The sequence below is a fragment of the Olleya sp. R77988 genome (assembly GCF_044594215.1).
Classification (GTDB): Bacteria; Bacteroidota; Bacteroidia; order Flavobacteriales; family Flavobacteriaceae; genus Olleya.
Genome location: NZ_CP138988.1, coordinates 299,813 through 324,311, shown reverse-complemented (window position 1 = coordinate 324,311; position 24,499 = coordinate 299,813). Strand labels below are relative to the sequence as shown.

The 24,499-nt window shown below is 31.1% G+C and carries 19 protein-coding genes and 1 riboswitch; of the genes, 14 read left to right on the top strand and 5 right to left on the bottom strand.

Annotated features, from left to right (window positions below; all coding sequences use genetic code 11):
- Nucleotides 1–129 precede the first annotated feature (129 nt).
- Together SJY17_RS01510 and SJY17_RS01505 are read left to right on the top strand one after the other, a co-directional pair.
- Nucleotides 130–843, top strand: coding sequence for a TrmH family RNA methyltransferase (locus SJY17_RS01510; protein ID WP_397363683.1), 714 nt, complete (start codon nucleotides 130–132; stop codon nucleotides 841–843).
- Between the two features lie 5 nt (nucleotides 844–848).
- Complete coding sequence (locus tag SJY17_RS01505; protein WP_397363682.1) at nucleotides 849–1,172, top strand: hypothetical protein; 324 nt, start codon at nucleotides 849–851, stop codon at nucleotides 1,170–1,172.
- A 6-nt stretch (nucleotides 1,173–1,178) separates the two neighbouring features.
- Here SJY17_RS01505 and SJY17_RS01500 read toward each other — a convergent pair whose 3' ends face one another.
- Together SJY17_RS01500 and ubiE are read right to left on the bottom strand one after the other, a co-directional pair.
- On the bottom strand, nucleotides 1,179–1,904 hold the full coding sequence (locus SJY17_RS01500; RefSeq protein WP_397363681.1) for a porin family protein: 726 nt from the start codon (nucleotides 1,902–1,904) through the stop codon (nucleotides 1,179–1,181).
- On the bottom strand, nucleotides 1,904–2,635 hold the full coding sequence (gene ubiE, locus SJY17_RS01495) for a bifunctional demethylmenaquinone methyltransferase/2-methoxy-6-polyprenyl-1,4-benzoquinol methylase UbiE (protein ID WP_397364852.1): 732 nt from the start codon (nucleotides 2,633–2,635) through the stop codon (nucleotides 1,904–1,906). Before ubiE ends, SJY17_RS01500 begins: the two co-directional genes overlap by 1 nt.
- A 115-nt stretch (nucleotides 2,636–2,750) precedes the next feature.
- On the opposite strand from ubiE, the gene trkA reads away from it, so the two are divergent.
- From trkA to SJY17_RS01475, 4 genes are all read left to right on the top strand, one after another.
- A complete protein-coding gene (gene trkA / locus SJY17_RS01490; protein ID WP_397363680.1) occupies nucleotides 2,751–4,100 on the top strand; it encodes a Trk system potassium transporter TrkA in 1,350 nt (449 codons plus the stop codon).
- Nucleotides 4,100–5,605: a TrkH family potassium uptake protein gene (locus SJY17_RS01485; RefSeq protein ID WP_397363679.1), complete on the top strand. Its 1,506-nt coding sequence runs from the start codon at nucleotides 4,100–4,102 to the stop codon at nucleotides 5,603–5,605. The genes trkA and SJY17_RS01485 overlap by 1 nt, the downstream gene beginning before the upstream one ends.
- A gap of 90 nt (nucleotides 5,606–5,695) precedes the next feature.
- On the top strand, nucleotides 5,696–5,944 hold the full coding sequence (locus SJY17_RS01480; protein WP_397363678.1) for a hypothetical protein: 249 nt from the start codon (nucleotides 5,696–5,698) through the stop codon (nucleotides 5,942–5,944).
- 111 nt (nucleotides 5,945–6,055) lie between these two features.
- On the top strand, nucleotides 6,056–6,319 hold the full coding sequence (locus tag SJY17_RS01475) for a hypothetical protein (protein WP_397363677.1): 264 nt from the start codon (nucleotides 6,056–6,058) through the stop codon (nucleotides 6,317–6,319).
- Between the two features lie 389 nt (nucleotides 6,320–6,708).
- Here the strand turns inward: SJY17_RS01475 and SJY17_RS01470 are convergent, their stop codons facing one another.
- Together SJY17_RS01470 and SJY17_RS01465 are read right to left on the bottom strand one after the other, a co-directional pair.
- Complete coding sequence (locus tag SJY17_RS01470) at nucleotides 6,709–7,896, bottom strand: pyridoxal phosphate-dependent aminotransferase (protein WP_397363676.1); 1,188 nt, start codon at nucleotides 7,894–7,896, stop codon at nucleotides 6,709–6,711.
- A gap of 39 nt (nucleotides 7,897–7,935) precedes the next feature.
- Entirely contained in the window at nucleotides 7,936–9,030 is a 1,095-nt protein-coding gene (locus tag SJY17_RS01465; RefSeq protein WP_397363675.1) for a fatty acid desaturase family protein, read from the bottom strand.
- A gap of 132 nt (nucleotides 9,031–9,162) precedes the next feature.
- On the opposite strand from SJY17_RS01465, the gene rsmG reads away from it, so the two are divergent.
- Nucleotides 9,163–9,795 (top strand): 16S rRNA (guanine(527)-N(7))-methyltransferase RsmG, encoded by a 633-nt coding sequence (gene rsmG, locus SJY17_RS01460; protein WP_397363674.1) that lies wholly within the window; start codon nucleotides 9,163–9,165, stop codon nucleotides 9,793–9,795.
- A gap of 58 nt (nucleotides 9,796–9,853) precedes the next feature.
- Here rsmG and metK read toward each other — a convergent pair whose 3' ends face one another.
- Nucleotides 9,854–11,110: a methionine adenosyltransferase gene (gene metK, locus SJY17_RS01455; protein WP_397363673.1), complete on the bottom strand. Its 1,257-nt coding sequence runs from the start codon at nucleotides 11,108–11,110 to the stop codon at nucleotides 9,854–9,856.
- 348 nt (nucleotides 11,111–11,458) lie between these two features.
- Here metK and SJY17_RS01450 point away from each other — a divergent pair, with 348 nt between their 5' ends.
- The 7 genes from SJY17_RS01450 (at nucleotide 11,459) to metH (ending at nucleotide 24,432) form a co-directional block, all read left to right on the top strand.
- Nucleotides 11,459–14,038 (top strand): phosphoenolpyruvate carboxylase, encoded by a 2,580-nt coding sequence (locus tag SJY17_RS01450; RefSeq protein ID WP_397363672.1) that lies wholly within the window; start codon nucleotides 11,459–11,461, stop codon nucleotides 14,036–14,038.
- Between the two features lie 229 nt (nucleotides 14,039–14,267).
- Nucleotides 14,268–14,392: riboswitch (SAM riboswitch) on the top strand.
- A gap of 122 nt (nucleotides 14,393–14,514) precedes the next feature.
- Nucleotides 14,515–15,789 carry an O-acetylhomoserine aminocarboxypropyltransferase/cysteine synthase family protein gene (locus tag SJY17_RS01445; protein ID WP_397363671.1) on the top strand — a complete coding sequence of 425 codons (1,275 nt, stop codon included), beginning with the start codon at nucleotides 14,515–14,517 and terminating at the stop codon, nucleotides 15,787–15,789.
- Nucleotides 15,790–15,880: 91 nt separating this feature from the next.
- Nucleotides 15,881–19,276, top strand: a complete 3,396-nt coding sequence (gene thrA / locus SJY17_RS01440; protein ID WP_397363670.1) for a bifunctional aspartate kinase/homoserine dehydrogenase I — start codon at nucleotides 15,881–15,883, stop codon at nucleotides 19,274–19,276.
- Nucleotides 19,277–19,287: 11 nt separating this feature from the next.
- Entirely contained in the window at nucleotides 19,288–20,454 is a 1,167-nt protein-coding gene (locus SJY17_RS01435; protein ID WP_397363669.1) for a trans-sulfuration enzyme family protein, read from the top strand.
- A gap of 2 nt (nucleotides 20,455–20,456) precedes the next feature.
- Complete coding sequence (locus SJY17_RS01430) at nucleotides 20,457–21,452, top strand: homocysteine S-methyltransferase family protein (RefSeq protein WP_397363668.1); 996 nt, start codon at nucleotides 20,457–20,459, stop codon at nucleotides 21,450–21,452.
- A 2-nt stretch (nucleotides 21,453–21,454) separates the two neighbouring features.
- Nucleotides 21,455–21,736 (top strand): antibiotic biosynthesis monooxygenase family protein, encoded by a 282-nt coding sequence (locus tag SJY17_RS01425; protein ID WP_397363667.1) that lies wholly within the window; start codon nucleotides 21,455–21,457, stop codon nucleotides 21,734–21,736.
- Entirely contained in the window at nucleotides 21,736–24,432 is a 2,697-nt protein-coding gene (gene metH, locus SJY17_RS01420) for a methionine synthase (RefSeq protein ID WP_397363666.1), read from the top strand. Before SJY17_RS01425 ends, metH begins: the two co-directional genes overlap by 1 nt.
- The last annotated feature ends 67 nt before the right edge of the window (nucleotides 24,433–24,499 follow it).

Genomic DNA, 24,499 nt, shown 5'->3' with positions numbered 1-24,499 from the left:
ATTAACTAATATCGACGATTATTGCAAATTTGATGCCTAATTATCTACCTAATTCAAAAATACACCATTTCATAGTAAAATTAGTGTTAACTGCAATTTTTTCATTTTCTTTATAAAAATTTTATAGTTGTGCTTTCTAAAAATCAAATTAAAAATATAACGCGTTTAAAGCAAAAAAAATATAGACAACAAGAGGGTTTATTTATTGCTGAAGGTGTTAAGGTTATAAACGAGTTTTTAAATTCTAATTTAAAATTAGTGGATTTATTTACCACAGACCCTTTTAATATTGAAGATGAAACGATTATAACAGATAAAGATTTAAAAAAGATTAGCTTTTTAAGTAGTCCAAATACTGCATTAGCAGTTTTTAAAATTTCTGAAACAGAAAATTTAAACGATAATGGTTTGATATTGGCTTTAGACGCTATACGTGATCCAGGAAATTTGGGCACAATTATTAGGCTATGTGACTGGTTTGGCGTAAAACAATTAATTTGTAGTAAAGAAACTGTAGACTGTTATAACCCAAAAGTAGTCCAAGCAACCATGGGATCTTTAACCAGAGTTTCAATACACTATACAGATTTAGAAGTATTTTTAAAAAATACCAAATTACCTGTTTTTGGCGCTTTTATGGATGGTGTAAATGTGTACAAATCTACTTTACCAAAAGAAGGTGTTTTAATTTTAGGAAACGAAGCCAATGGTATCTCAAAACCCATTGAAGCTTCTGTAACTAATAAAATTAGTATTCCACGATTTGGAGATTTACAAGCTACAGAAAGTTTAAACGTAGCTACAGCTGGAGCTATTTTGTTGAGCGAATTTAGAAGAAGTTAGAGTTAATGAAAGCTTTAAATAAAGTTACAGGAATCATTGAAATTAGCAGACTAATAGCTTTGCTATCTTTTGTGTTTGGTTCTCTAATTTTATTGTTTTTTTATTTGTCAGAAGATTCAGTTTTTTTGATTATTGGTCTGATTTATCTAATTGCTGCTTTTATTTTAAACACGATTTTTTTAGTTGGGTTAATTGTTAAATATCCTGAAAGTGAAGAAAAAAAGAGAATTAAATTAAGTATTATATTAATGCTTATAAATATTCCAATTGCATATAGTTATTATCTATTTGCAATGCAGGTTTTTAACAAAATAATTGAGTTCTTGTAGGAAGGTTTACTGCACTGTAAAATTAATGAAAACACCTCGTGTTTGCATCAAATTAACATTGCCAGTCCAAGGACTGTTAGGGTCTTTGTCTCTTACAATTTCGTCTTTCATTGCAAAAACACCTCTAATAGATGGTGTAAACTTAAAACGATCTAAATAAAAATCCATTCCAAAGCCAAGCTCAAAAAACTGCATGTTCTTTACCATTCTAAATGCTCCAGCATAATTGTCGTCAGGATTCTGCTCGTTACTAGATAAATTAATAGCAGTCGATATTCCAGCCATTATAAAAGGCTTGAAGTTGTTAACACGTTTTGTAGAAATTTTTAATAATAAAGGAAAATAAACATAAGTAGCTTTAACTTCTCTTAATAAATCAGAGTCTGTTACTTCTTCATCAAAACCTGCAAAATAATTTTCGCTATACATTAAATTACGTTGTGAGATAACCAAACCAGGTTCAAAACGTAAATCAAAATAATCATTAAGACGTACATTACCTAAAAGTCCAACGTTAAAACCAATAGTGCGTTCTGTTTGAATATCTCCAATATTATTATTGTAATCAAACTTAAAATCTAGATTGTTAAATCCTAAATAGTAACCCCAACTTAGGGTTTCTTTATCTACAGATTCTAGATTTCGTACTTTTTCTTTTGAGAACAATTGTGCTTGAGACGCAGTTGTTAAAAAAAGAGTAAACAGTAAAATATAAATATGTTTTGTATTCATTATTCTTTTGATGCTTTGTAAATTGTAGCTACACCAAATGTTTGAGGCATATCTGTAACATTAATAAACCCAATATTACGTAAAATATTGTTTAGTGCTTCTCCATAAGGAAAAACGTTAGCACTTTCACTTAAGTATTTATAGGCTGTTTTATCTTTAGAAAATAACTTTCCTACGGTTGGTAATATTATTTTAGAATGAAACTGATAACCTTGTTTAAAAGGAAATTTGGTTGGTACAGAAGTTTCTAAAATAACAAAGATACCTCCAGGTTTTAAAACACGTAAAATATCTTTTAAACCTTTTTCTAAAGTTTCAAAATTGCGGACTCCAAATGCTACTGTAATGGCATCAAAAGTATTGTCGTCAAAAGGCATATTCTCGGAATCACCAATTATCATCTCTATTTTTTGATCTAAATTTTTGGCTTTTATTTTTTGTTTTCCAACCTCTAGCATTCCGCTGCTAATGTCTAAACCAACAATTTTATCAGCACTTGTTTCTGCTAGATTAATAGCTAAATCACCAGTTCCTGTTGCGATATCTAAAACGTTTTTTGGGTTAGTTGCTTTTATTAATGCAACTACTTTTTTTCGCCATTTAATATCAATTCCAAAAGAGATAACTCGGTTTAAACCATCATATTCGCCAGATATAGTGTCAAACATTTTGGTTACCTGTTCTTTCTTTCCTAAATCACTATTTTTATAAGGGTTTACTTTTGTCAAAATCAAATTTTTGACAAAGATAACGCATTAAGGATAGTCTGTAAAACTTCAAAAGAATAAATAATTGAGACTTAAATCTTTAAATTAATTATCTTTGTCGCTCGATTATTAAAGAATTATGAAAATAATTATTGCTGGAGCTGGTGAAGTAGGATTTCATTTAGCAAAATTATTGTCTTACGAGTCTCAAGAAATTACACTTATTGATACAGACAGAGACAGTTTATCTTATGCTGACAATCATTTAGATATCAAGGTTTTAAAAGGAGATGCGACATCAATTGCTATTTTAAAAGAAGCAAAAATTGATACAGCAGACTTGTTTATTGGTGTTACAGCTTCCGAAACTACAAATATTACTGTTTGCGTAATTGCAAAGCAATTAGGTGCAAAGCGTACGATAGCCAGAATTTCTAATACAGAGTTTATTTCGCACAAAGATGAAGTTGGTTTTACCAAATTTGGAATTGACGAGCTGATTTCGCCAGAAAGTTTAGCAGCAGCAGAGATCGAATTACTTCTAAATCAATCTGCATTTAAAGATAGTTACGAGTTTGAAGATGGAGCATTAACTATGGTTAGTTTAAGCTTATCCAGAACCGCAAGTTTTGTTGGTAAAACAGTAAAAGAAGCAGCTCAATTATTTTCTGAAATACACTTTGTGCCAATTGCAATACAACGATTTGGTACACAATATACCATTATACCAAGAGGAGATACAGATTTTAGAGAAGGCGATAATGTCGTTTTTATTACTAATCCTGGAGGAGATGATGAGTTGTGTAAAATGACAGGAAAAACCAATACACCAATTAAGGATGTTATGATCTTAGGAGGAAGTAAGATTGGTTTTAAAACATCCAGAGATTTATCCGCAAGTAATTTTAATGTTAAGCTAATTGAAAACAATAAAGACGCTGCTTTTGACCTTGCAGATGATTTGCCTAATGTATTAGTTATTAATGGAGATGGACGTAATGTAGAACTTTTGGAAGAAGAAAGTATTAGCGAAATGGATGCTTTTATTTCGGTAACAGGTAATTCTGAAACCAATATTATGTCTTGTTTAGTAGCTAAATCTAAAGGTGTTAAAAAGACAATAGCATTGGTAGAGAATATGGACTATTTTGAATTATCACAGTCCATTGGTATTGATACCTTAATTAATAAAAAACTATTAGCTGCCAACAATATTTTTAGATACATACGTAGAGGTGAAGTTATTGCTATGACTAAGCTAAATAATATGAACGCTGAGCTATTAGAGTTTAAAGTTAAAGCAACGTCTAAAATTTGTAATAAAATTATTAAGGATGTTAAATTTCCGCGTTCTGCAATTGTTGGAGGAGTTATAAGAAATGGAGAAGGACTAATCGCTTTAGGAAGCTTTAAGATTGAAGAAGGAGATTATATTGTTGTATGTTGTTTGCCACGATCTATTAAAGAAGTAGAAAAACTATTTTTATAATGGGAAAACGTTTACGACTTAATTATAAAATTATCTTTTATTTTTTTGGATTACTATTAGTTTTTAATGGTGGTTTTATTTTAGTGTCTGCATTGGTTAGTTTTTTATATAAAGATGGAGTTACACTAGAATTATTTTTATCAGGAATCGGAATTCTTATTTTTGGGTTATTTGGTATGTTGCATCATCGCAATCATAACAAAGAAATGAATAAACGCGAAGGTTATATTGTCGTCGCATTTGGATGGATTGTTATGTCACTTTCTGGAGCAATTCCATATTTAGCCACTAATAGTATTCCTAATTTTACAAATGCTTTTTTTGAAACCATGTCAGGTTTTACAACAACTGGAGCTTCTATTTTAAATGATATAGAAGTATTGCCAAAAGGTATATTATTCTGGCGAAGCTTAACGCATTGGATTGGTGGAATGGGTATTATTGTACTTGCAGTTGCTATACTTCCGCTTTTAGGAATTGGTGGTATGCAATTATTTGCTGCAGAAGCACCAGGACCAAGTGCAGACAAACTACATCCAAGAATTACAGATACCGCAAAACGATTGTGGTTAATCTATTTTGGATATACAGCAGCAGAAACTATCTTGTTAAATGTTGCTGGAATGACTTTTTTTGATGCTATAAATCACTCTATGTGTACACTCTCAACTGGAGGTTTTTCTACTAAAAATGCTAGTGTAGCGTATTGGAATAATAAGCCAATAATACAATATATAATTATTGTATTTATGTTTTTAGCAGGATCCAATTTTGTACTTAGTTATTTTGCTTTTAAAGGAAAAGTACAGAAAATAATACATGATGAAGAGTTTAAATTATACTTTAAATTTATAGCAATATTTACAATTATTGCATCTTTAATAATATATTTTAGAGCAGATGTAACAGCGTCTTCTATAGCACACCCAATGGTTTGGGGAGAAGCTGAAAGTGCTTTTAGGCATGCCTTATTTCAAGTTATATCAGTTATTACAACTACAGGATTTGTAACCGCAGATTTTACTTTGTGGACACCATTTTTAGTAGTACTCTTTTTTGGACTAATGTTTTTAGGTGGATCTGCAGGAAGTACTGCTGGAGGTGTAAAAGTAGTCCGTCATTTAGTATTAATTAAAAACGGTTTTTTAGAGTTTAAACGCACATTACATCCCAATGCAATTTTACCAGTACGTTATAATAAAAGAGCCATTTCTGGAGATATTGTATTTAATATATTAGGGTTCTTTATTCTGTACATGATTGCTTTTATTGTAGGATCTTTAGGGTTTTCTATGATGGAAATAGATTTTGAATCTTCAATAGGTATTGCAGCATCAAGTTTAGGTAATGTTGGTCCAGCTTTAGGAAAATTTAGTCCAGTGGATAATTATTCCTCGTTGCCAGCAATTGGTAAATGGTGGTCTGCTTTTTTAATGCTAATTGGTCGTTTGGAGCTGTTTACAGTTCTTATTTTATTAACGCCTTTCTTTTGGCGTAATCGATAAAAGACTTGTATCTGTTGTGGTTTTATGCAGTATTGTAACATTTTAAAGACTGACTCGTCTTTATTATATAACCAATACATCAATCCAATCATGAATTTATCAATCACCAAACAATCTTTAAAACCAGAATTAATCTATTCAATAAATAATTATTCAGGTATTTTAAACTCCAATTACAAGTCAATTGTAAAAAAGAATTTTAAAAACATTAAATCAAAATCTTTATTTACTAGAAAACAACACTTAAAAAGTTGGTCTTATAACAGAACTTGTTCTTCTGCTGCTACATCGCTTAAAGTATTATTGTTTTTGGTAATGACAATCATTGCTATTATTTAAGTTAAATTAGTCTTATGTTATTTTCTTAATCACAGAGTGTAACATTTATTTAAAAACTGCTACATATATGTATAGCAGTTTTTTTGTTTAACCTTTTAAATCTCTGGAGCTATGCATGGTGGATCTTCTTCTTCTGTAATAAAAAACAACAGAAACTTATTAAAAAATACTAATAGGGAGAAATTTGTTTATAGTCCAGGTAAGCCTAATAAGGTCGAAAAGGAAAAATTCGATCATTTAATTTTAAATACGGAATATCATCAAAATATAAGAAAGCGTTTATTAAGCGAAAACAAGAAGCGTTTTTACAAAAGATTAGTATTGTTTGTTATTTTATTTATAGGGCTTTTTGTCTGGTTTGTAAGTCTTTTGTAATAGCGGATTAATTTAATAATGAATTGGGATGCCTTTAGGAGAGTATATGCAATCAGTTTTAAAGTCTAATAAAAGTATTTTAAGACGAAAGAAAAATAAATTTGACAAATCTTCTTTATCAAAAAAAAGCGCATTAGATTTTAGTCATATACCTAAGGCAACTCCAAAACAGTTAAGTAATATTAAGAGGAAGATTAAAAATGAAGCACGTAAAAAAGCAATTTATCGTTTACTACTTTTTGTATCAGTTTTAATATTAATTATAGTTTTTGTTTTAGTAAAATAAGATATGATCAGCTTGATTTGCAATGTAGTAATATTTATGATTTCACATAAAGTAAAGCCTCACAATTGTGAGGCTTTTTTAAATATGAATAAAGGGTTAATTATTAACTAACCGCTTCTTTAATACGTTTAATAGCTTCTATAATTTGTTCTTGGGAAGCTGCATAACTAATTCTAATACAATTTGGATTACCAAAAGCATCACCAGTTACTGTAGCCACTAAAGCTTCCTCTAAAAGGTATAAAGAAAAATCTGTAGCGTTATTTATAGTTTTACCACGTAAAGTCTTTCCAAAGAAGTATGTAACATCTGGAAAAACATAAAATGCACCTTCGGGTGTATTAGTGTTAAAACCTTCAATATCACTTAATAAGTCTAAAACTAAGTCACGACGTACTTTAAACTCGTCAACCATAAACTGTACAACACTAGGGTCTGCATTTAAAGCAGTAATTACTGCACGTTGTGCAATACAATTTGCACCACTAGTTACTTGACCTTGCATTTTGTTACAAGCACGTGCTATCCAATCTGGAGCACCAATATAACCAATACGCCAGCCAGTCATTGCAAATGCTTTAGATACACCATTAACTGTAACGGTTCTGTCTTGCATACCATCTACTCCAGCCATACTAGCGTGAGCTTTTCCAGTGTAATTAATATGTTCGTAAATCTCATCAGAGACTACATATATGTTGTCATGTTTTTTTATGACTTCAGCTAAAGCTTCTAATTCTGTTTTACTATATAAAGATCCACTTGGGTTACAAGGACTACTAAACCAAATCATTTTTGTCTTTGGTGTAATAGCAGCTTCTAATTGTGCTGGTGTCATTTTAAAGTCAGTATCAATACTGGTTTGTACTTCTACAGGAACACCTTCACTAAGTTTTACAATATCAGAGTAACTTACCCAATAAGGACATGGTAAGATAACTTCATCACCTTTATTAAGTAAAACAGCAGCAACATTAGCTAAACTTTGTTTAGCACCTGTAGATACTACAATTTGTGGTAACGTATAAGTTAAGTTGTTATCACGTTTAAACTTAGTGATAATAGCTTCTTTTAACTCTACATAGCCATCAACAGGTGTGTAAGAATTATAGTTGTCATTAATAGCTTGGATAGCTGCGTCTTTAATAAAATCTGGAGTATTAAAATCAGGTTCTCCTAAACTTAATCCTATTATATCTTTTCCTTCTGCTCTTAATTCTCTTGCTTTTGCAGCCATAGCTAAAGTGGCTGAGGTAGACATGTTTGTAATTCTATCCGAAAGTTGGTTCATTATTATAGTTGTTGTTTGGTAGTTGTATAGTTAGTTTAGTTAAGCTAGATTAGGGTTTTTACCTAATACTTTTAGTTGTTGATAATGTTCGCCAATTGCTTTCCACATGGTTTTGTACTCGTTATATGGTAGGCTAAATTCATGCGCAGTTTCTTTAACAATTTTAGCGATATTTTTGTAATGTACATGGCTAATGTGTGCAAATAAGTGGTGTTCTACTTGTCTGTTTAGTCCTCCAGTATAAAACTCTACTAACCAGTTTTTAGGCGAAAAATTTGAAGTAGTAAATAACTGGTGGATAGCCCAAGTGTTTTTCATTGTACCATTTTCATCTGGAATAGGCATTTCTGTATTAGGCATAACATGTGCTAATTGAAACACAACACTTAATATGATTCCAGCAGTATAATGCATAATTAAAAATCCTATTAAAACTTGCCACCAAGTATAACCTAAAGTTAAAGGTAAAACTACCCAAATAGAATAGTATATTATTTTACCAATAATTAATTTAGTCCATTGTGTGGCTGGTTTAGGAAAATCTCCATAAGATAATTTTCTTTTTAAATATTGATAGGTTTGTTTAAAATCTGTTGTAATAGCCCAATTTACAGTTAGTAAACCATACAATAAAAAGGCATAATATTTTTGGTATTGGTGGATTTTTAACCATTTAGAATGTTTAGAAAAACGAATAATTCGTCCAGCATCAATATCTTCATCATGTCCTTGGATGTTTGTGTAAGTATGGTGTAATACATTGTGTTGTACCTTCCAATTATAATCGTTACCAGCAAGTATGTGTATGCTGCTTCCCATTAACCTATTGACCCATTTTTTACTAGAAAAAGAACCATGATTAGCGTCATGCATTACATTCATTCCTACTCCAGCCATTCCAATACCTATTACCATCATAGATATAATTTGTAGCCAAGTTGGTAGATCTACCGTTAAAAGTAGGACTAAAGGACCTAGTAATAATGTAAACATTATTATAGCTTTAATATATAACTTCCAGTTACCTGTTTTTTTAATATTGTTTTCTTTAAAATAATTATTAACACGTTTGTTTAGTGTTTTAAAAAATTTTGCAGAGTCTGTTCTTGAAAAACTTATTGTTTGCTTTGACATTGTACTTGTATTATTTTATTATAACGAATAAATTCGTCAAATAATATTTGCTGTAAAGATAATTAATTAACTAAAACCGAAACCCCTTTTTTAGGGTTAAAATGCATATTTTTGCTGAAATTTTTTACTACCATGGAACTGATTTTAAAGTATTTTCCCGATTTAACACCATTACAAATTGAACAGTTTACAAAACTGGAGAGTTTGTATAAGGATTGGAACCTAAAAATAAACGTGGTTTCTAGAAAAGATATTGATGAGCTGTATTTACGCCATGTATTACACTCTTTAGCAATTGCTAAAGTTGTCCAGTTTAAAGATGATACATCTTTAATGGATGTAGGTACAGGTGGAGGTTTTCCAGGAATCCCTTTAGCTATTTTATTTCCAGAATGCGATTTTCATTTAGTAGATAGTATTAACAAAAAATTAAACGTTGTAAGAGAAGTTGTTGCTGGTTTAGAGTTAGATAATGTAAAAGTTACCCATAGTAGAGTAGAAGATATTAAAGAAACTTACGATTTTATTATTAGTCGTGCAGTTGCAGCAATGCCAACCTTTGTACATTGGATTAAAGGTAAAGTTGCAAAAACACAACTAAACGAATTGAAAAACGGAGTTTTATATCTTAAAGGAGGTGATTTAACAGAGGAGTTACAAAACTATCAAACCACTACCATTTATAATATTTCAGATTTTTATGAAGAAGATTTTTTTGAAACTAAAAAAGTAGTGCATTTACCAATAAAATGGAAAGCACAATAAAATAAAAAAGCCTTTCAATTATTGAAAGGCTTTTTTATGTTTTACTTAAGATTGCAAATTAAATTCCAAACTCAGCTTTTACTTTATCAACGTAATCTAGTTTTTCCCAAGTAAAGGTTTCTACATCTTGAGAAACTGTTTCTCCCATTGGGTTTGTAAAACTAACGGTTTTCTTTTCTGGTGTTCTTCCCATGTGGCCATAAGCAGCAGTTTCAGAATAGATAGGTGTTCTTAATTTTAAGCGTTTTTCAATAAAATAAGGTCGCATATCAAAAAGGGTTTCAACTTTTTTGCTAATCTCACCATCTGTTAAATTAACATTTGACGTTCCATAAGTTTCAACATTTATACTTGTAGGTTTTGCTACACCAATTGCATAGGATACCTGTACTAATACTTCTTTACAAAGTCCTGCAGCAACTAAATTTTTTGCAATATGTCTTGTTGCATATGCACCAGATCTGTCAACTTTACTTGGGTCTTTACCAGAAAAAGCACCACCACCATGTGCACCTTTACCTCCATAAGTGTCTACAATGATTTTACGACCTGTTAACCCAGTATCTCCATGTGGTTCACCAATGACGAAAGTTCCTGTTGGGTTGATATGATATGTAATGTTATCTGTAAATAATTTTTGTACATGAGCTGGCAATTTAGCAACCACTCTTGGAATTAAAATTTCAACAATATCTTTTTTGATTTTTTCCAACATAATAGCGTCAGAGTCGTCAAAATCATCATGTTGTGTAGATACTACTATAGCGTCAATTCTTTGAGGAACATTATCGTCAGAATACTCGATTGTAACTTGTGACTTAGCATCAGGACGTAGATAAGTAATGTCTTTATTTTCTCTACGTAAGGCTGCTAATTCTATTAATAATCTATGCGATAATTCTAATGCTAATGGCATATAGTTTTCAGTTTCATCAGTTGCATAACCAAACATCATTCCTTGGTCACCAGCACCTTGCTCTTCTGGATTAGCTCTATCAACTCCTTGATTGATATCTGGTGACTGCTCGTGTATTGCAGATAAAACACCACAAGAGTTTCCATCAAACATGTATTCTCCTTTTGTATAACCAATTTTATTAATTACGTCTCTCGCTATTTTTTGAACATCTAAATATGTTTTAGATTTCACTTCTCCTGCTAACACAACTTGACCAGTAGTTACTAAGGTTTCGCAAGCTACTTTGCTATCTTTGTCAAACGCTAAAAAGTTATCAATTAATGCATCACTAATTTGATCTGCTACTTTATCTGGATGTCCTTCAGACACGCTTTCTGATGTAAATAAATACGCCATATTTGTTTTTGTTTATGTGTTGTAGATTTGACGAAAAGCGTCCAAGGAAGTTTACACTGCCTTTAGCATTTTTTAATGAGGTTGCAATCAGTCAAATCCGTCCTCCTAATTTTAAAGGGACAAAAATAAGAAAATAAAGTAGTTAAAAAAGACTCTTTAAGTTAAAAAAAGTTAATTGATTTTTTATTGAAAAAAATAAGGTTTCATTTTAATGAAAAAAAGACATATTAATTATGGAATCTATATTAAGAAAACGATTTAGTATAAAAATTCGAGAATTCTTTTTTAAGAATCTAAATATAAACAATTGTTCAGTAACTTTATAAATTAAACAAACTCTACTAAATTATGCCTTTACAGCCAAAATTAACTCGTTTTAATCAAAATGTATTGTCTAAGTATCAAATATACAATGGTATTTTTATGACACTTCCTTTTGATACAATTACTAAAACAGGAGTGTTACTTCCTTTGTTTCATGAGACTTGTAAAAAAGGATTTGATAAAGGAGACAATCCAACGGTTATTGTTGATACTTTTTTTAAAAAGTATCAAGCAAGACGATCTGATAAAAGTAAAATAGATTTGCTGTTTCGCTTTATTCAATATATAGAGCGTCAAGTTGTGTTATTTGATGCTATTGAGGATGCTGCATTTCCAGTTGTAAATAATATGGATGGTATTGGTACGCTTCGTAGTTTAAAAGAAAGTGCATCTGCAGAAGGTAAACTAGATAAATTACGTCAGTATTTAGAAGAATTTAAAGTTAGAATTGTGTTGACTGCTCACCCAACTCAATTTTATCCAGGAGCAGTTTTAGGAATAATTACAGATTTGACCGAAGCTATAAAAGAAAACGATTTACTTCGTATTAATGACTTGTTAGCGCAATTAGGAAAAACACCATTCTTTAAACATAAAAAACCGACACCTTATGATGAAGCTGTTAGTTTAATATGGTATTTGGAAAATGTGTTTTATGAGTCCTTTGGAAAAATTTATGATTATATCCAACAAAATATTTTTGAAGGACAACAGATAGATAATGATATCGTAAATGTAGGATTTTGGCCTGGTGGAGACAGAGACGGAAATCCTTTTGTTACACCAGAAACAACTGTAAAAGTAGCTCAAAGATTACACGAAACTATTATTAAAAACTATTACAGAGATGTTAGAAAATTAAAACGAAAATTAACATTTCAAGGTGTTGAAGAGCGTATTTCTGTTATAGAAAACCAACTGTATAAAAAAGTACTTCATGAAGAGTCTGATTTAACTTTAGACAATTTTGTTACTGAATTAAAAGACATTAGAGACATTGTTATTGACCAACATCAATCATTATATGTTTCAGAAATAACAAGCTTACTTAATAAATTACACTTATTTGGATTTCATTTTTCTAGCTTAGATATACGTCAAGATAGTAGAGTGCATCATGCTGTATTTACAAACATGATAGATTCTATGATTGAAAGTGGTAATAAAGCTATTCCAAGTAATTATCATGAATTATCAGAAAAAGAACAAGTAAAAACCCTATCTGAAGTAAATGGAAAAGTAGATTTATCCTTAATAAAGGATGAAGACACGTTAAAGGCTTTACGTACTATAGAAGCAATAAAAACCATTCAAAGTACAAATGGAGAAAAAGCCACAAACCGTTATATAATTAGTAATAATCAGACCACTTTAAATGTAATGCAATTATTTGCAATGCTTAAGTTAGTTGCATTTCAAGACGATTTAACAGTAGATATTGGACCATTATTTGAAACCATAACAGACCTAGAAGTGTCACATATCGTAATGGAAGATTTATATACTAATCCAGCCTATGCAGCACATTTAAAAAAGCGTGGTAATAAGCAAACCATTATGTTAGGGTTTAGTGATGGAACAAAAGATGGTGGATATTTAATGGCAAATTGGGCTATTTATAAAGCTAAAGAGCGTTTAACAGCAATTTCTAGAAAATACGATGTAACCGTAATCTTCTTTGATGGTCGTGGTGGACCACCAGCAAGAGGAGGAGGAAAAACGCATAATTTTTATGCGTCATTAGGACCAACTATTGAAGATAAGGAAGTACAATTAACCATACAAGGACAAACCATTAGTTCTAATTTTGGGACGTTGGACTCGTCACAATATAACTTAGAGCAATTAATAAGTTCTGGTATTTATAATAGTTTAAGCGATTCAGATTTACGTATGTTACCAGAAAATAGAGTGGTAATGGACAATTTAGCAAAACTAAGTTATCAAGCCTATGCAGACTTTAAAAACCATCCTAAATTTATATCGTATTTAGAGCATATGAGTACGCTTAAATACTATGCAAAGACTAATATTGGAAGTAGACCATCTAAACGTGGTAAAGCAGAAGGATTAGTATTTGAAGATTTAAGAGCAATCCCTTTTGTTGGGTCTTGGAGTCAATTAAAGCAAAATGTTCCTGGATTTTTTGGTGTAGGAACAGCTTTAAAGCATTACGAAGATGCAGGCGAATTTGAAAAGGCACAAAAATTATTTAAAACCTCAAGTTTCTTTAAAACATTAATAGAAAACAGTATGATGTCTTTGTCAAAATCGTTTTTTGATTTGACTAAATACATGAGTGATGACCCAGAATATGGTGATTTTTGGAATATTATATATACAGAATATGAAACAACAAAACGCCTTATTTTAAAGCTTACTGGTTATAACCAGTTGATGCAAGAAGAGCCATCAGGTAAAGCATCAATTAGAGTTAGAGAGTCTATTGTATTACCATTATTAACAATCCAACAATTTGCTTTAAAGCAAATTCAAGAACTAGAAAAAGCAGATAATAAGGATACAGATTTGATAGCAGTTTATGAAAAACTAGTAACACGATCTTTATTTGGAAATATTAACGCAAGTCGTAATTCTGCGTAAAATTTAAATAATATCATTATAATTTTACATAATATAGCAAGTTTGAAATAATCAAGCTTGCTATATATGATTTTAGCAGAAAATTATTTCGAATTAAATGTATTTTAATGAAATTATTTCTGTTTTTATGGATATTTAATAAATTTTAAGAAAAATATTCTGTTTTACTTGCTTGTGATAAATATATTTTGCAATATTTGTGCTCACAAAGTTCAATAATTGTATTGAAATGTTATCAAGAAAGGCAGAGGGATTAGACCCATTGAAGCCTTAGCAACCCTTAAGCAATTAAGAAGGTGCTAAATTCTACTTGATGAAGCAAATTATTTTTTGCCAATTCGGGATAGATAACCAAAACATAACAACACGTCTGTTGCTATGTATATTTTCTTATAACATTTTTCTATTAAATATGCCTTACAAGGCTAATTTGACTTTTGAATTAATTTATTTAACTCGAAAAAAAACTTAGAAAAATGAGTACACACAAATTAGCAACCAATGCGTTGCACGCAGGACATGATGTAACCCAAAATGGAGGTGCTAGAGCTGTTCCAATTTATCAAACATCTTCGTATGTTTTTAATAATTCAGAACATGCTGCTAATCTTTTTTCATTAAAAGAATTAGGATTTATTTATACACGTTTAAACAATCCTACAAATCAAATTTTGCAAGAGCGTTTAGCAGCTGTAGAAGGTGGTATTGGAGCAGTTGTTTTTGCTTCAGGTACAGCAGCAATTTCAACAGGATTATTAACGCTTTTAAAAGCAGGAGATCACATTGTAGCATCTAGTAGTTTATATGGTGGTACATATAATTTATTAAGTGTAACCTTACCAAGATTAGGTATTACAACTACATTTGTAGATGCTTCCAATCCAGATAATTTTGCAGAAGCAGTACAAGATAATACAAGAGCATTTTTTGTAGAATCTCTTGGGAATCCAAAATTAGATGTACTAGATTTAGAAGCTATTGCTGTACATTCTAAAGCAGCAGAAGTACCATTTATTGTTGATAATACTGTAGCTACACCAGCCTTATTAAATCCAATTAAGCATGGAGCAAATATTGTAATACATTCGCTTACAAAATATATTGGTGGGCAAGGAACCTCATTAGGTGGAGCAATTATTGATGCAGGAACTTTTAATTGGGCAAATGGAAAGTTTCCAGAATTTACAGAACCATCTGCAGGTTATCATGGTTTAAAATATCATGAAGCTTTAGGCGCACCAGCTTTTACTTTTAAATTAATTTTAGAAGGATTACGTGACTTTGGTGGTGCTTTAAGTCCAACTAACGCATTTAATATTATTCAAGGATTAGAAACTTTACCAGTTAGAATAAAACAACATTCTGCAAACGCTTTGGCTTTAGCAAAATGGTTAGAAAAACAAGATAAAGTTGCTTGGGTAAATTATCCAGGATTAGAAGGTAATGCCTATAAGAGTTTAGCAGACAAATATTTACCAAAAGGACAAAGTGGATTGGTAACCTTTGGTGTAAAAGGAGGTTTTGAAGCTGCAAAAACAATTGCAGATAAAACAAAAGTATTTTCTTTATTAGCAAATATTGGAGATACAAAATCATTGATTATTCATCCTGCAAGTACAACACATCAACAGTTAGATGAGGTAGCACAAACAAGTGCTGGAGTAACTCAAGATTTAATTAGATTATCAGTCGGAATAGAAGATTTAGAAGATTTAAAAGCGGATTTAAGTGATGCTTTTTCTGCTATTTAATAATAATTTTAATTTTAGTTTAATAAGGAAATAGTCTCACGCTTTTTAATTGCCATTTTTAAAGTGTGAGAATTATTTCAACCAAAATTTTATGAACGATTTACAATACATAAGTGATATAAAATATATTACGCAAAGTGGTCAAGCAACCAATATAAATTTGTCTTATCAAATTTTTGGATGTGCTTTACATACTGCTCCAATTGTATTAGTAAATCATGCACTTACAGGTAATAGTAATGTTGCAGGAAGTGAAGGTTGGTGGAAAGAATTAGTTGGAGACGGTAAAGTAATTGATACTAATAGTTATACCATTTTAGCCTTTAACATTCCAGGCAATGGTTATGATGGTTTTGTTATAGAAAACTATAAAGATTTTATAGCAAAAGATATTGCTCAACTATTTTTAATAGGTTTAGAGCAATTACAAATACAATCTCTTTTTGCAATAATTGGAGGCTCATTAGGTGGTGGAATTGCTTGGCATATGGCTGTTTTAAAACCAGATTTAACAAAGCATCTAATTCCGGTAGCTACAGATTGGAAAGCAACAGACTGGTTAATGGCTAATTGCCAAATACAAGAACAATTTTTAGTAAATTCTAAAAATCCAGTTCATGATGCCAGAATGCATGCTATGCTATGTTATCGTACACCAGAATCCTTCAAGTCTCGCTTTAAACGTTCAAGAAATGAAGCTTTAGATTTGTTTAATGTAGAAAGTTGGTTATTGCATCATGGAAATAAATTACAAGAGCGTTTTCAGTTATCTGCTTATAAATTAATGAATCAATTATTGCGCACAATTGATGTTACAGATGGAGTTGAAGATGCCACAATAAAACTAAATGAAATACAATCTAATATAACTATTGTAGCAGTAGATTCTGATTTGTTTTTTACAGCTGAAGAAAACAGAGAAACCCAAAAACAATTAGCGCAAACACATCCAAACGTAACCTATAATGAGATTAATTCCATTCATGGTCACGATGCGTTTTTAATCGAGTTTGAACAGCTTGAAAAAATTATTGAAGGCATTTTTAAGCCAGATTTAAAAGAAAAAAGAATGAAAATATTAAAATTCGGAGGAAAATCCTTAGCCAATGGAGAAGGTTTGACTCGCGTAATTTCTATCATAGAAGATAAAGTAAATGCTAATGAAAAAATAGCTGTTGTAGTTTCGGCAAGAGGAAACGCAACAGATCAATTAGAAGCCATTTTAGAAACAGCAATTAAAAGTCAAAGTTATCAAGCACAATTAGAGGCTTTTAAAAACGATCAAAACACATTAAGTAATGCAAGTTTTTCTGAAGAATTTTCAAGATTAGATAATCTTTTTTCTGGAATTCATTTATTAGGTGACTATAGTCAAAAAATAAAAGATGAAGTTTTAGCACAAGGCGAATTAATTTCAGCAAAATTAGTGACTGCTTTATTAAAAGAAAAAAATATAAATGCTAAAACTTCTGATGCTAGATTACTTATAAAAACAGATGATACTTACGGAAATGCAAAACCTATAGATGTAATATCTAAAAAAAATGTAATCGAATATTTTAAGCAAAATAATGGTACAACAGTAAATGTTGTAACAGGCTTTATTGCGTCTAATAAAGAAGGAAAAACAACCACTTTAGGTCGGAATGGAAGTAATTATACAGCAGCTTTATTAGCTAATTATTTAGATGCAGAAGAGCTGCAAAATTACACACATGTAAACGGTATTTATACAGCAGACCCAAACTTGGTTCCAGATGCCAAAAAAATTGACGAGCTATCTTATACAGAAGCTAATGAACTGGCTAATTTTGGAGCAACAATATTACATGCAAAAACAATAATTCCATTAATAGAAAAAAACATTCCGCTTCGCATATTAAATACTTTTAACCCAGAAGATAAGGGGACAATTATTACTTCAAAAAGTAATAATAAAGGGATTAGATCTCTTTCTGTTTTAGATAATGTTGCACTTGTAAATATTGAAGGTCGTGGATTATTAGGAAAAGTTGGTGTTGATGCAAGAATTTTTAAGGCTTTAAGTCAAGAAAATATTAGCGTTAGTATAATTTCTCAAGGCTCTTCAGAGCGTGGAATTGGTCTTGTAGTCCAAGCTGAAAAAGCTAGTAAAGCAGTAATAGCGTTAGAAAGAGAATTTGAAAACGATTTTTACTCTCAAGATGTTAATAAAATTAGTGTAATAGATGCTGCAGCAGTCATATCAATAATTGGACAAGACTTAAGTACATTTCATAAACCTTTTAATGCATTAATTAAAAATCAGATTATTCCAATACTCTTTAATAATACCATTTCTGGAGAAAATGTTAGCGTGGTAGTTAAAAAATCTCAGCTACATAAAGCTTTAAATGTTATACATGGCGAAATTTTTGGGGTTTCTAAAAAAATAAACCTTGCCATATTTGGTCATGGTTTAGTAGGAGGAGCTTTAATTAATCAAATTATAGAATCTACAGAAGATATTGAAAAGCGCAAAGGGATTAAGTTAAACATTTTTGCAATCGCTAATTCTAAAAAAATAGTATTTAATAACAACGGGATTGATAAAGATTGGAAATCAAAACTTTCTAAAATAGGACAACCATATGCTTTAAAAGACGTTTTTGATTTTGCTGAAAAGCATCATTTAGAAAATTTAATTGCAATAGATAATACGTCAAGTGTAGACTTTGTAGCAAACTATATACCATTAGTCAAAGCTGGTTTTGATTTAGTGTCATCAAATAAAATTGCAAATACAATAGATTTAAGTTTCTATAAAAAATTACGTCAAACTTTAGATAAGTATCAAAAAACGTATTTATATGAGACTAATGTTGGTGCAGGTTTACCATTAATTGACACCATTAAATTATTACATCTTTCTGGCGAAAATATTTTAAGAATTAGAGGTGTTTTTTCTGGATCTTTAAGTTATTTATTTAATACTTTCTCTGCACAAGATGTACCTTTTTCAAAGGTGTTGCAAGAAGCATTGGATAATGGTTTTACAGAGCCAAATCCAAGAGAAGATTTAAGCGGTAATGATGTGGCAAGAAAATTATTAATCCTTGCTAGAGAGTTGGATTTACATAATGAGCTAAGCGATGTTAATATTCAAAACCTTATTCCAGATCATTTAAGAGAGATCAAAACATCAGATTTTTTAAGTCGTTTTGATGAAATGAATGAAACATTTCAGAAACAAAAACAAGCACAAAAACAAGGTCATGTATTAAGGTATATTGGTGATTTACATGGTGATTTAGGTGATGAAAATGGAGCTAAATTAGATGTAAAATTAGTCTCTGTATCTCAACAATCTCCTTTAGGAGCATTAAAAGGAGCAGATTCTATTTTTGAAATTTATACAGAGAGTTATGGCGAAAACCCAATTGTAATTCAAGGAGCAGGTGCTGGAGCTTCAGTTACAGCTCGTGGTGTATTTGGAGATGTTTTAAGATTAACAGAAAAAAACAATTAAGAAAAAATAATATGAGTAACCATATAGAAACTGATGCTATTCGCACACAAACAGAACGTTCTCAATTTTTAGAACATTCTACTCCTATGTACTTAACTTCTAGCTATGTTTTTGAAGATGCAGAAGATATGAGAGCGTCTTTTGCAGATGAAAAGCAACGTAACATTTACAGTCGTTATTCCAACCCAAATACCACAGAGTTTATAGATAAAATATGTAAGATGGAAGGTGCAGAAAGTGGTTATGCATTTGCAACAGGTATGTCTGCAGTATTCTCTACATTTGCTTCATTGTTAAATGCTGGAGATCATATTATATCATCTGGAAGTATTTTTGGTTCAACCCAAACCATGTTTAAAAATATTTTACCAAAGTGGAAGATCTCTACAGACTATTTTAAATTTAATCAATTAAATACAATAGAAAGTCTCATACAACCCAATACTAAAGTAATTTATGCAGAAAGCCCAACAAATCCAGCAGTAGATATTCTAGATTTAGAATTACTTGGTCAAATTGCAAAAAAACATAATTTACTTTTAATTATAGATAATTGTTTTGCAACACCTTATTTACAGCAACCAATTAAGTTTGGTGCAGATTTGGTTATACATTCAGCAACAAAATTAATTGATGGTCAAGGACGTGTTTTAGGTGGTGTAACAGTAGGTAAAGCAGATTTAATAAAGCAAATCTATTTGTTTTCCAGAAACACAGGTTCAGCGTTATCACCTTTTAATGCTTGGGTTTTATCTAAAAGTTTAGAAACATTAGCAGTAAGGGTTGACAAACATTGTGAAAACGCTTTAAAAGTAGCAGAGTTTTTAGAGGCTAATACTAATGTAAATTTAGTAAAATATCCATTTTTAAAATCGCATCCTCAACACGCATTAGCTAAAAAGCAAATGAAATTAGGTGGTAATATTATAGCTTTTGAAATAAAAGGAGGTATAGAAGCTGGTAGACAATTTATTAATGCAATAAAATTGTTATCATTGTCAGCAAATTTAGGAGATACTAGAACAATTGTAACGCATCCAGCATCAACAACACATGCAAAACTTAGCGAAGAGGAAAGATTGGAAGCAGGTATAACACCTGGATTAGTTCGTGTTTCGGTAGGATTAGAACATACAGAAGATATTATTAATGACATAAAACAAGCATTAGAATCTTAATAATGGCAAACATAAAACAAGAATTACAAAAACGAATTTTAGTCCTTGATGGAGCAATGGGAACTATGCTTCAGCAATACGATTTTCAAGAAGAAGATTTTCGTGGAGAGCGTTTTAAAGACTACCCTTCTTCTTTAAAAGGAAACAATGATTTGTTATCATTAACGCAACCAAACGCTATAGCAGATATCCATCGTAAGTATTTTGAAGCTGGAGCAGATATTGTAGAAACCAACACGTTTTCTGGTACAACAATCGCTATGGCAGATTATAATATGGAAGATTTAGTGTATGAGCTTAACTTTGAATCTGCTAAGATTGCTAAACATGTAGCTAATCAATTTACTAATGCTAATCCCGACAAACCACGTTTTGTTGCTGGTAGTATTGGACCAACAAATCGTACTGCAAGCTTATCTCCAGATGTTAATAAACCAGAATATAGAGCTGTAACTTTTGATGAGTTAAGACTCGCTTATAAACAACAAGTAGAAGCATTAATTGATGGTGGAGTAGATGTGCTTTTAGTCGAAACTATATTTGACACACTAAATGCAAAAGCAGCTTTATTTGCAATTGAAGAGGTTAAGGAAGCACGTAATATCGATATTCCAATTATGGTTTCTGGAACTATTACTGATGCTTCTGGTCGTACATTATCTGGTCAAACAGTTGAAGCTTTTTTAGCTTCAATTTCACATATTCCATTATTAAGTGTAGGTTTTAATTGTGCTTTAGGAGCAGAGCAATTACAGCCTTATTTAAAGCGTTTGTCAGATCAAACACAGTTTTATACATCAGCACATCCAAACGCAGGATTACCAAATGCTTTTGGAGAGTATGATGAGTCACCAAAGCAAATGCAAAGTTTTATAGAGTCTTATTTAAAATACGATTTAATAAATATTATTGGAGGCTGTTGTGGTACAAGTCCAGAGCATATAAAGGCTATTGCTGAAGTTTCAGCAAAGTTTAAGCCTAGAAAAATCAAAAACTAAAAATGATTTTAGAAGTAGCCATTTTAAACATTAAAAAAGGATTGTCTCAAGATTTTGAAACTAATTTCAAAAAAGCAGAATCAATTATAGCATCAAACAAAGGATACATTTCTCATCAGTTAAAAAAATGTATCGAGCAAGAAAATAAATACATATTACTAGTTAATTGGGAAACTATTGAAGATCATGAAATAGGTTTTAGAACGTCTGAAAAATATCAAGATTGGAAAAATTTATTACATCATTTTTATCAACCATTCCCTAAAGTAGAACATTATAAATAATGGAGAGCGACTGTCAAAAATATTTAACACTTTCTGGTTTAGAGCCACTAGTGGTTACACCAGAATCAAACTTTATTAACGTTGGAGAACGTACCAATGTTACAGGTTCTAGAAAGTTTTTAAGACTAATAAAAGAAGAAAAATACGAAGAAGCTTTAGCGGTAGCAAGAGACCAAGTAGAAGGTGGTGCACAAATTATTGACGTTAATATGGACGAAGGTATGTTGGATGGCGTTTACGCTATGACAACATTTTTAAACCTTATTGCATCAGAGCCAGATATTGCGCGTGTGCCAATAATGATTGACAGTTCTAAGTGGGAAATCATTGAAGCTGGATTAAAAGTAGCACAAGGTAAATGTGTTGTAAATTCTATAAGTTTAAAAGAAGGTGAAGCCGAGTTTAAACGTCAAGCAAAACTAGTAAGACGTTATGGAGCAGCTGTAATTGTAATGGCTTTTGATGAGGTTGGACAAGCAGACACCTATCAAAGACGTATAGATATTTGTAAAAGATCCTATCATATTTTGGTTAATGAAGTAAAATTTAAACCTCAAGATATCATCTTTGATCCTAATATTTTTCCTGTTGCAACAGGAATGGATGAGCACAGAAAAAACGCATTAGATTTCTTTAATGCTACCAAGTGGATTAGAGAGAATCTTCCTTATGCAAACGTATCTGGAGGAGTAAGTAATGTGTCTTTTTCTTTTAGAGGAAACAATACAGTTAGAGAAGCAATGCACTCTGCTTTTTTATATCATGCTATTAAAAATGGAATGAATTTAGGAATTGTAAACCCAACTATGTTGGAGATTTATGATGAGATTGATCCTAAATTATTGCAATTAGTAGAAGATGTTTTATTTGATAGAAACGAAGAAGCAACAGAACATCTAATTGAATTTGCAGAAACCGTAAAAGGAAATAAAAAAGAAACAGAAATAACTGTTCAAGAGTGGAGAAACAAACCATTGCAAGAACGTATTACACATAGTTTAGTAAAAGGTGTCGATGCCTTTATTGTTGAAGATGTAGAGCAAGCAAGACAAGAAGCAAACAAGCCAATAGAAGTAATTGAAGGTCATTTAATGATTGGAATGAATGTAGTTGGAGACCTCTTTGGTAGCGGAAAAATGTTTTTACCCCAAGTGGTAAAATCGGCAAGAGTAATGAAAAAAGCGGTTGCTTATTTGCAACCATTTATTGAAGCAGAAAAAGACGGAAAACAAGAATATGCAGGTAAGATTTTAATGGCAACTGTAAAAGGTGATGTGCATGATATTGGAAAAAACATAGTCAGTGTTGTTTTAGGATGTAACAATTATGAGATTATTGATTTAGGCGTAATGGTTCCGCCAGAAAAAATTATTGAAGAAGCAAAAAAGGAACAAGTAGATATAATTGGCTTAAGTGGATTAATTACACCTTCTTTGGACGAAATGGTATACGTTTCAAAAGAAATGGAGAAGCAAAACTTTAAAGTTCCGTTAATTATTGGAGGTGCAACAACCTCTAAAGCACATACATCAGTTAAAATTGCACCTCATTATAACGAAACCGTTGTGCATATTAATGATGCATCAAGAGCAGTAACAGTTGTTGGTGATTTATTAAAAGAAGACAGTCAGATTTTTAAGGACGAAATTAGAGCCGAATACGATAAGTTTAGAGCAAAATTTTTAAACAGAACAAAGCAAAAAGAATATATTTCAATTGAAGAAGCTAGAAAAAGAAAATATAAAATAGATTGGAAAACTTCAGAAATTGTTAAGCCTAAAACTTTAGGAATTCAAATTATTGAAGACTTTGACATTGCCAAACTAGAAGATTTTATAGATTGGTCACCATTTTTTAGAAGTTGGGATTTACACGGAAAATATCCAGACATTTTAACAGACAATGTTGTTGGAGAACAAGCAACCGAATTATTTGCAGATGCACAAGAATTATTAAAACGCATTTTTAATGAAAAACTTTTAAAAGCGAAAGCAATTTTTGGATTGTTTCCAGCAAATTCTGTAAATGATGATGATATAGAAGTACAATGTCATGCTAAGCATGTCAAAGCATCTCAACAACAAAAGTTCACCTTCCTAACCTTACGTCAACAACTTAAAAAAAGAGATGGTGTTCCAAATCATGCATTAGCAGATTTTATAGCACCAAAAAAAACAGGTGTTCAAGATTATATAGGGACGTTTTGTGTCTCGACAGGTTTTGGTACAGCAGAATTAGCAAAACAATTTGAAGCAGATAATGACGATTATAATTCAATTATGATAAAAGCATTAGCAGACAGGTTAGCCGAAGCTTTTGCCGAATATTTACATAAAGAAGTAAGAACAAACCATTGGGCTTATGCAACAAATGAAACATTGTCAAATCAAGAATTAATTAAAGAAAATTATAAAGGGATAAGACCAGCTCCAGGCTATCCTGCGTGTCCAGATCATCTGGAAAAACAAACCATTTGGAAACTTTTAGATGTTGAAAAAAATATAGGAGTACAATTAACAGAAAGCTTAGCAATGTGGCCAGCAGCTAGTGTAAGTGGTTATTATTTTGGAAACCCTGAAGCAAAGTATTTTGGTTTAGGAAAAATAACCGAAGACCAATTAAAAGATTACGTTAAAAGAAGAAACATTACAGATGATGAAGCCAGAAAATGGCTAAATCCAAACTTGGCTGATTAGTGCGTTAGGGATTGAAGAGGAAATCCTTTTTACGTCAGTTCGAGTGATACGACTGTAAGGAGTATTG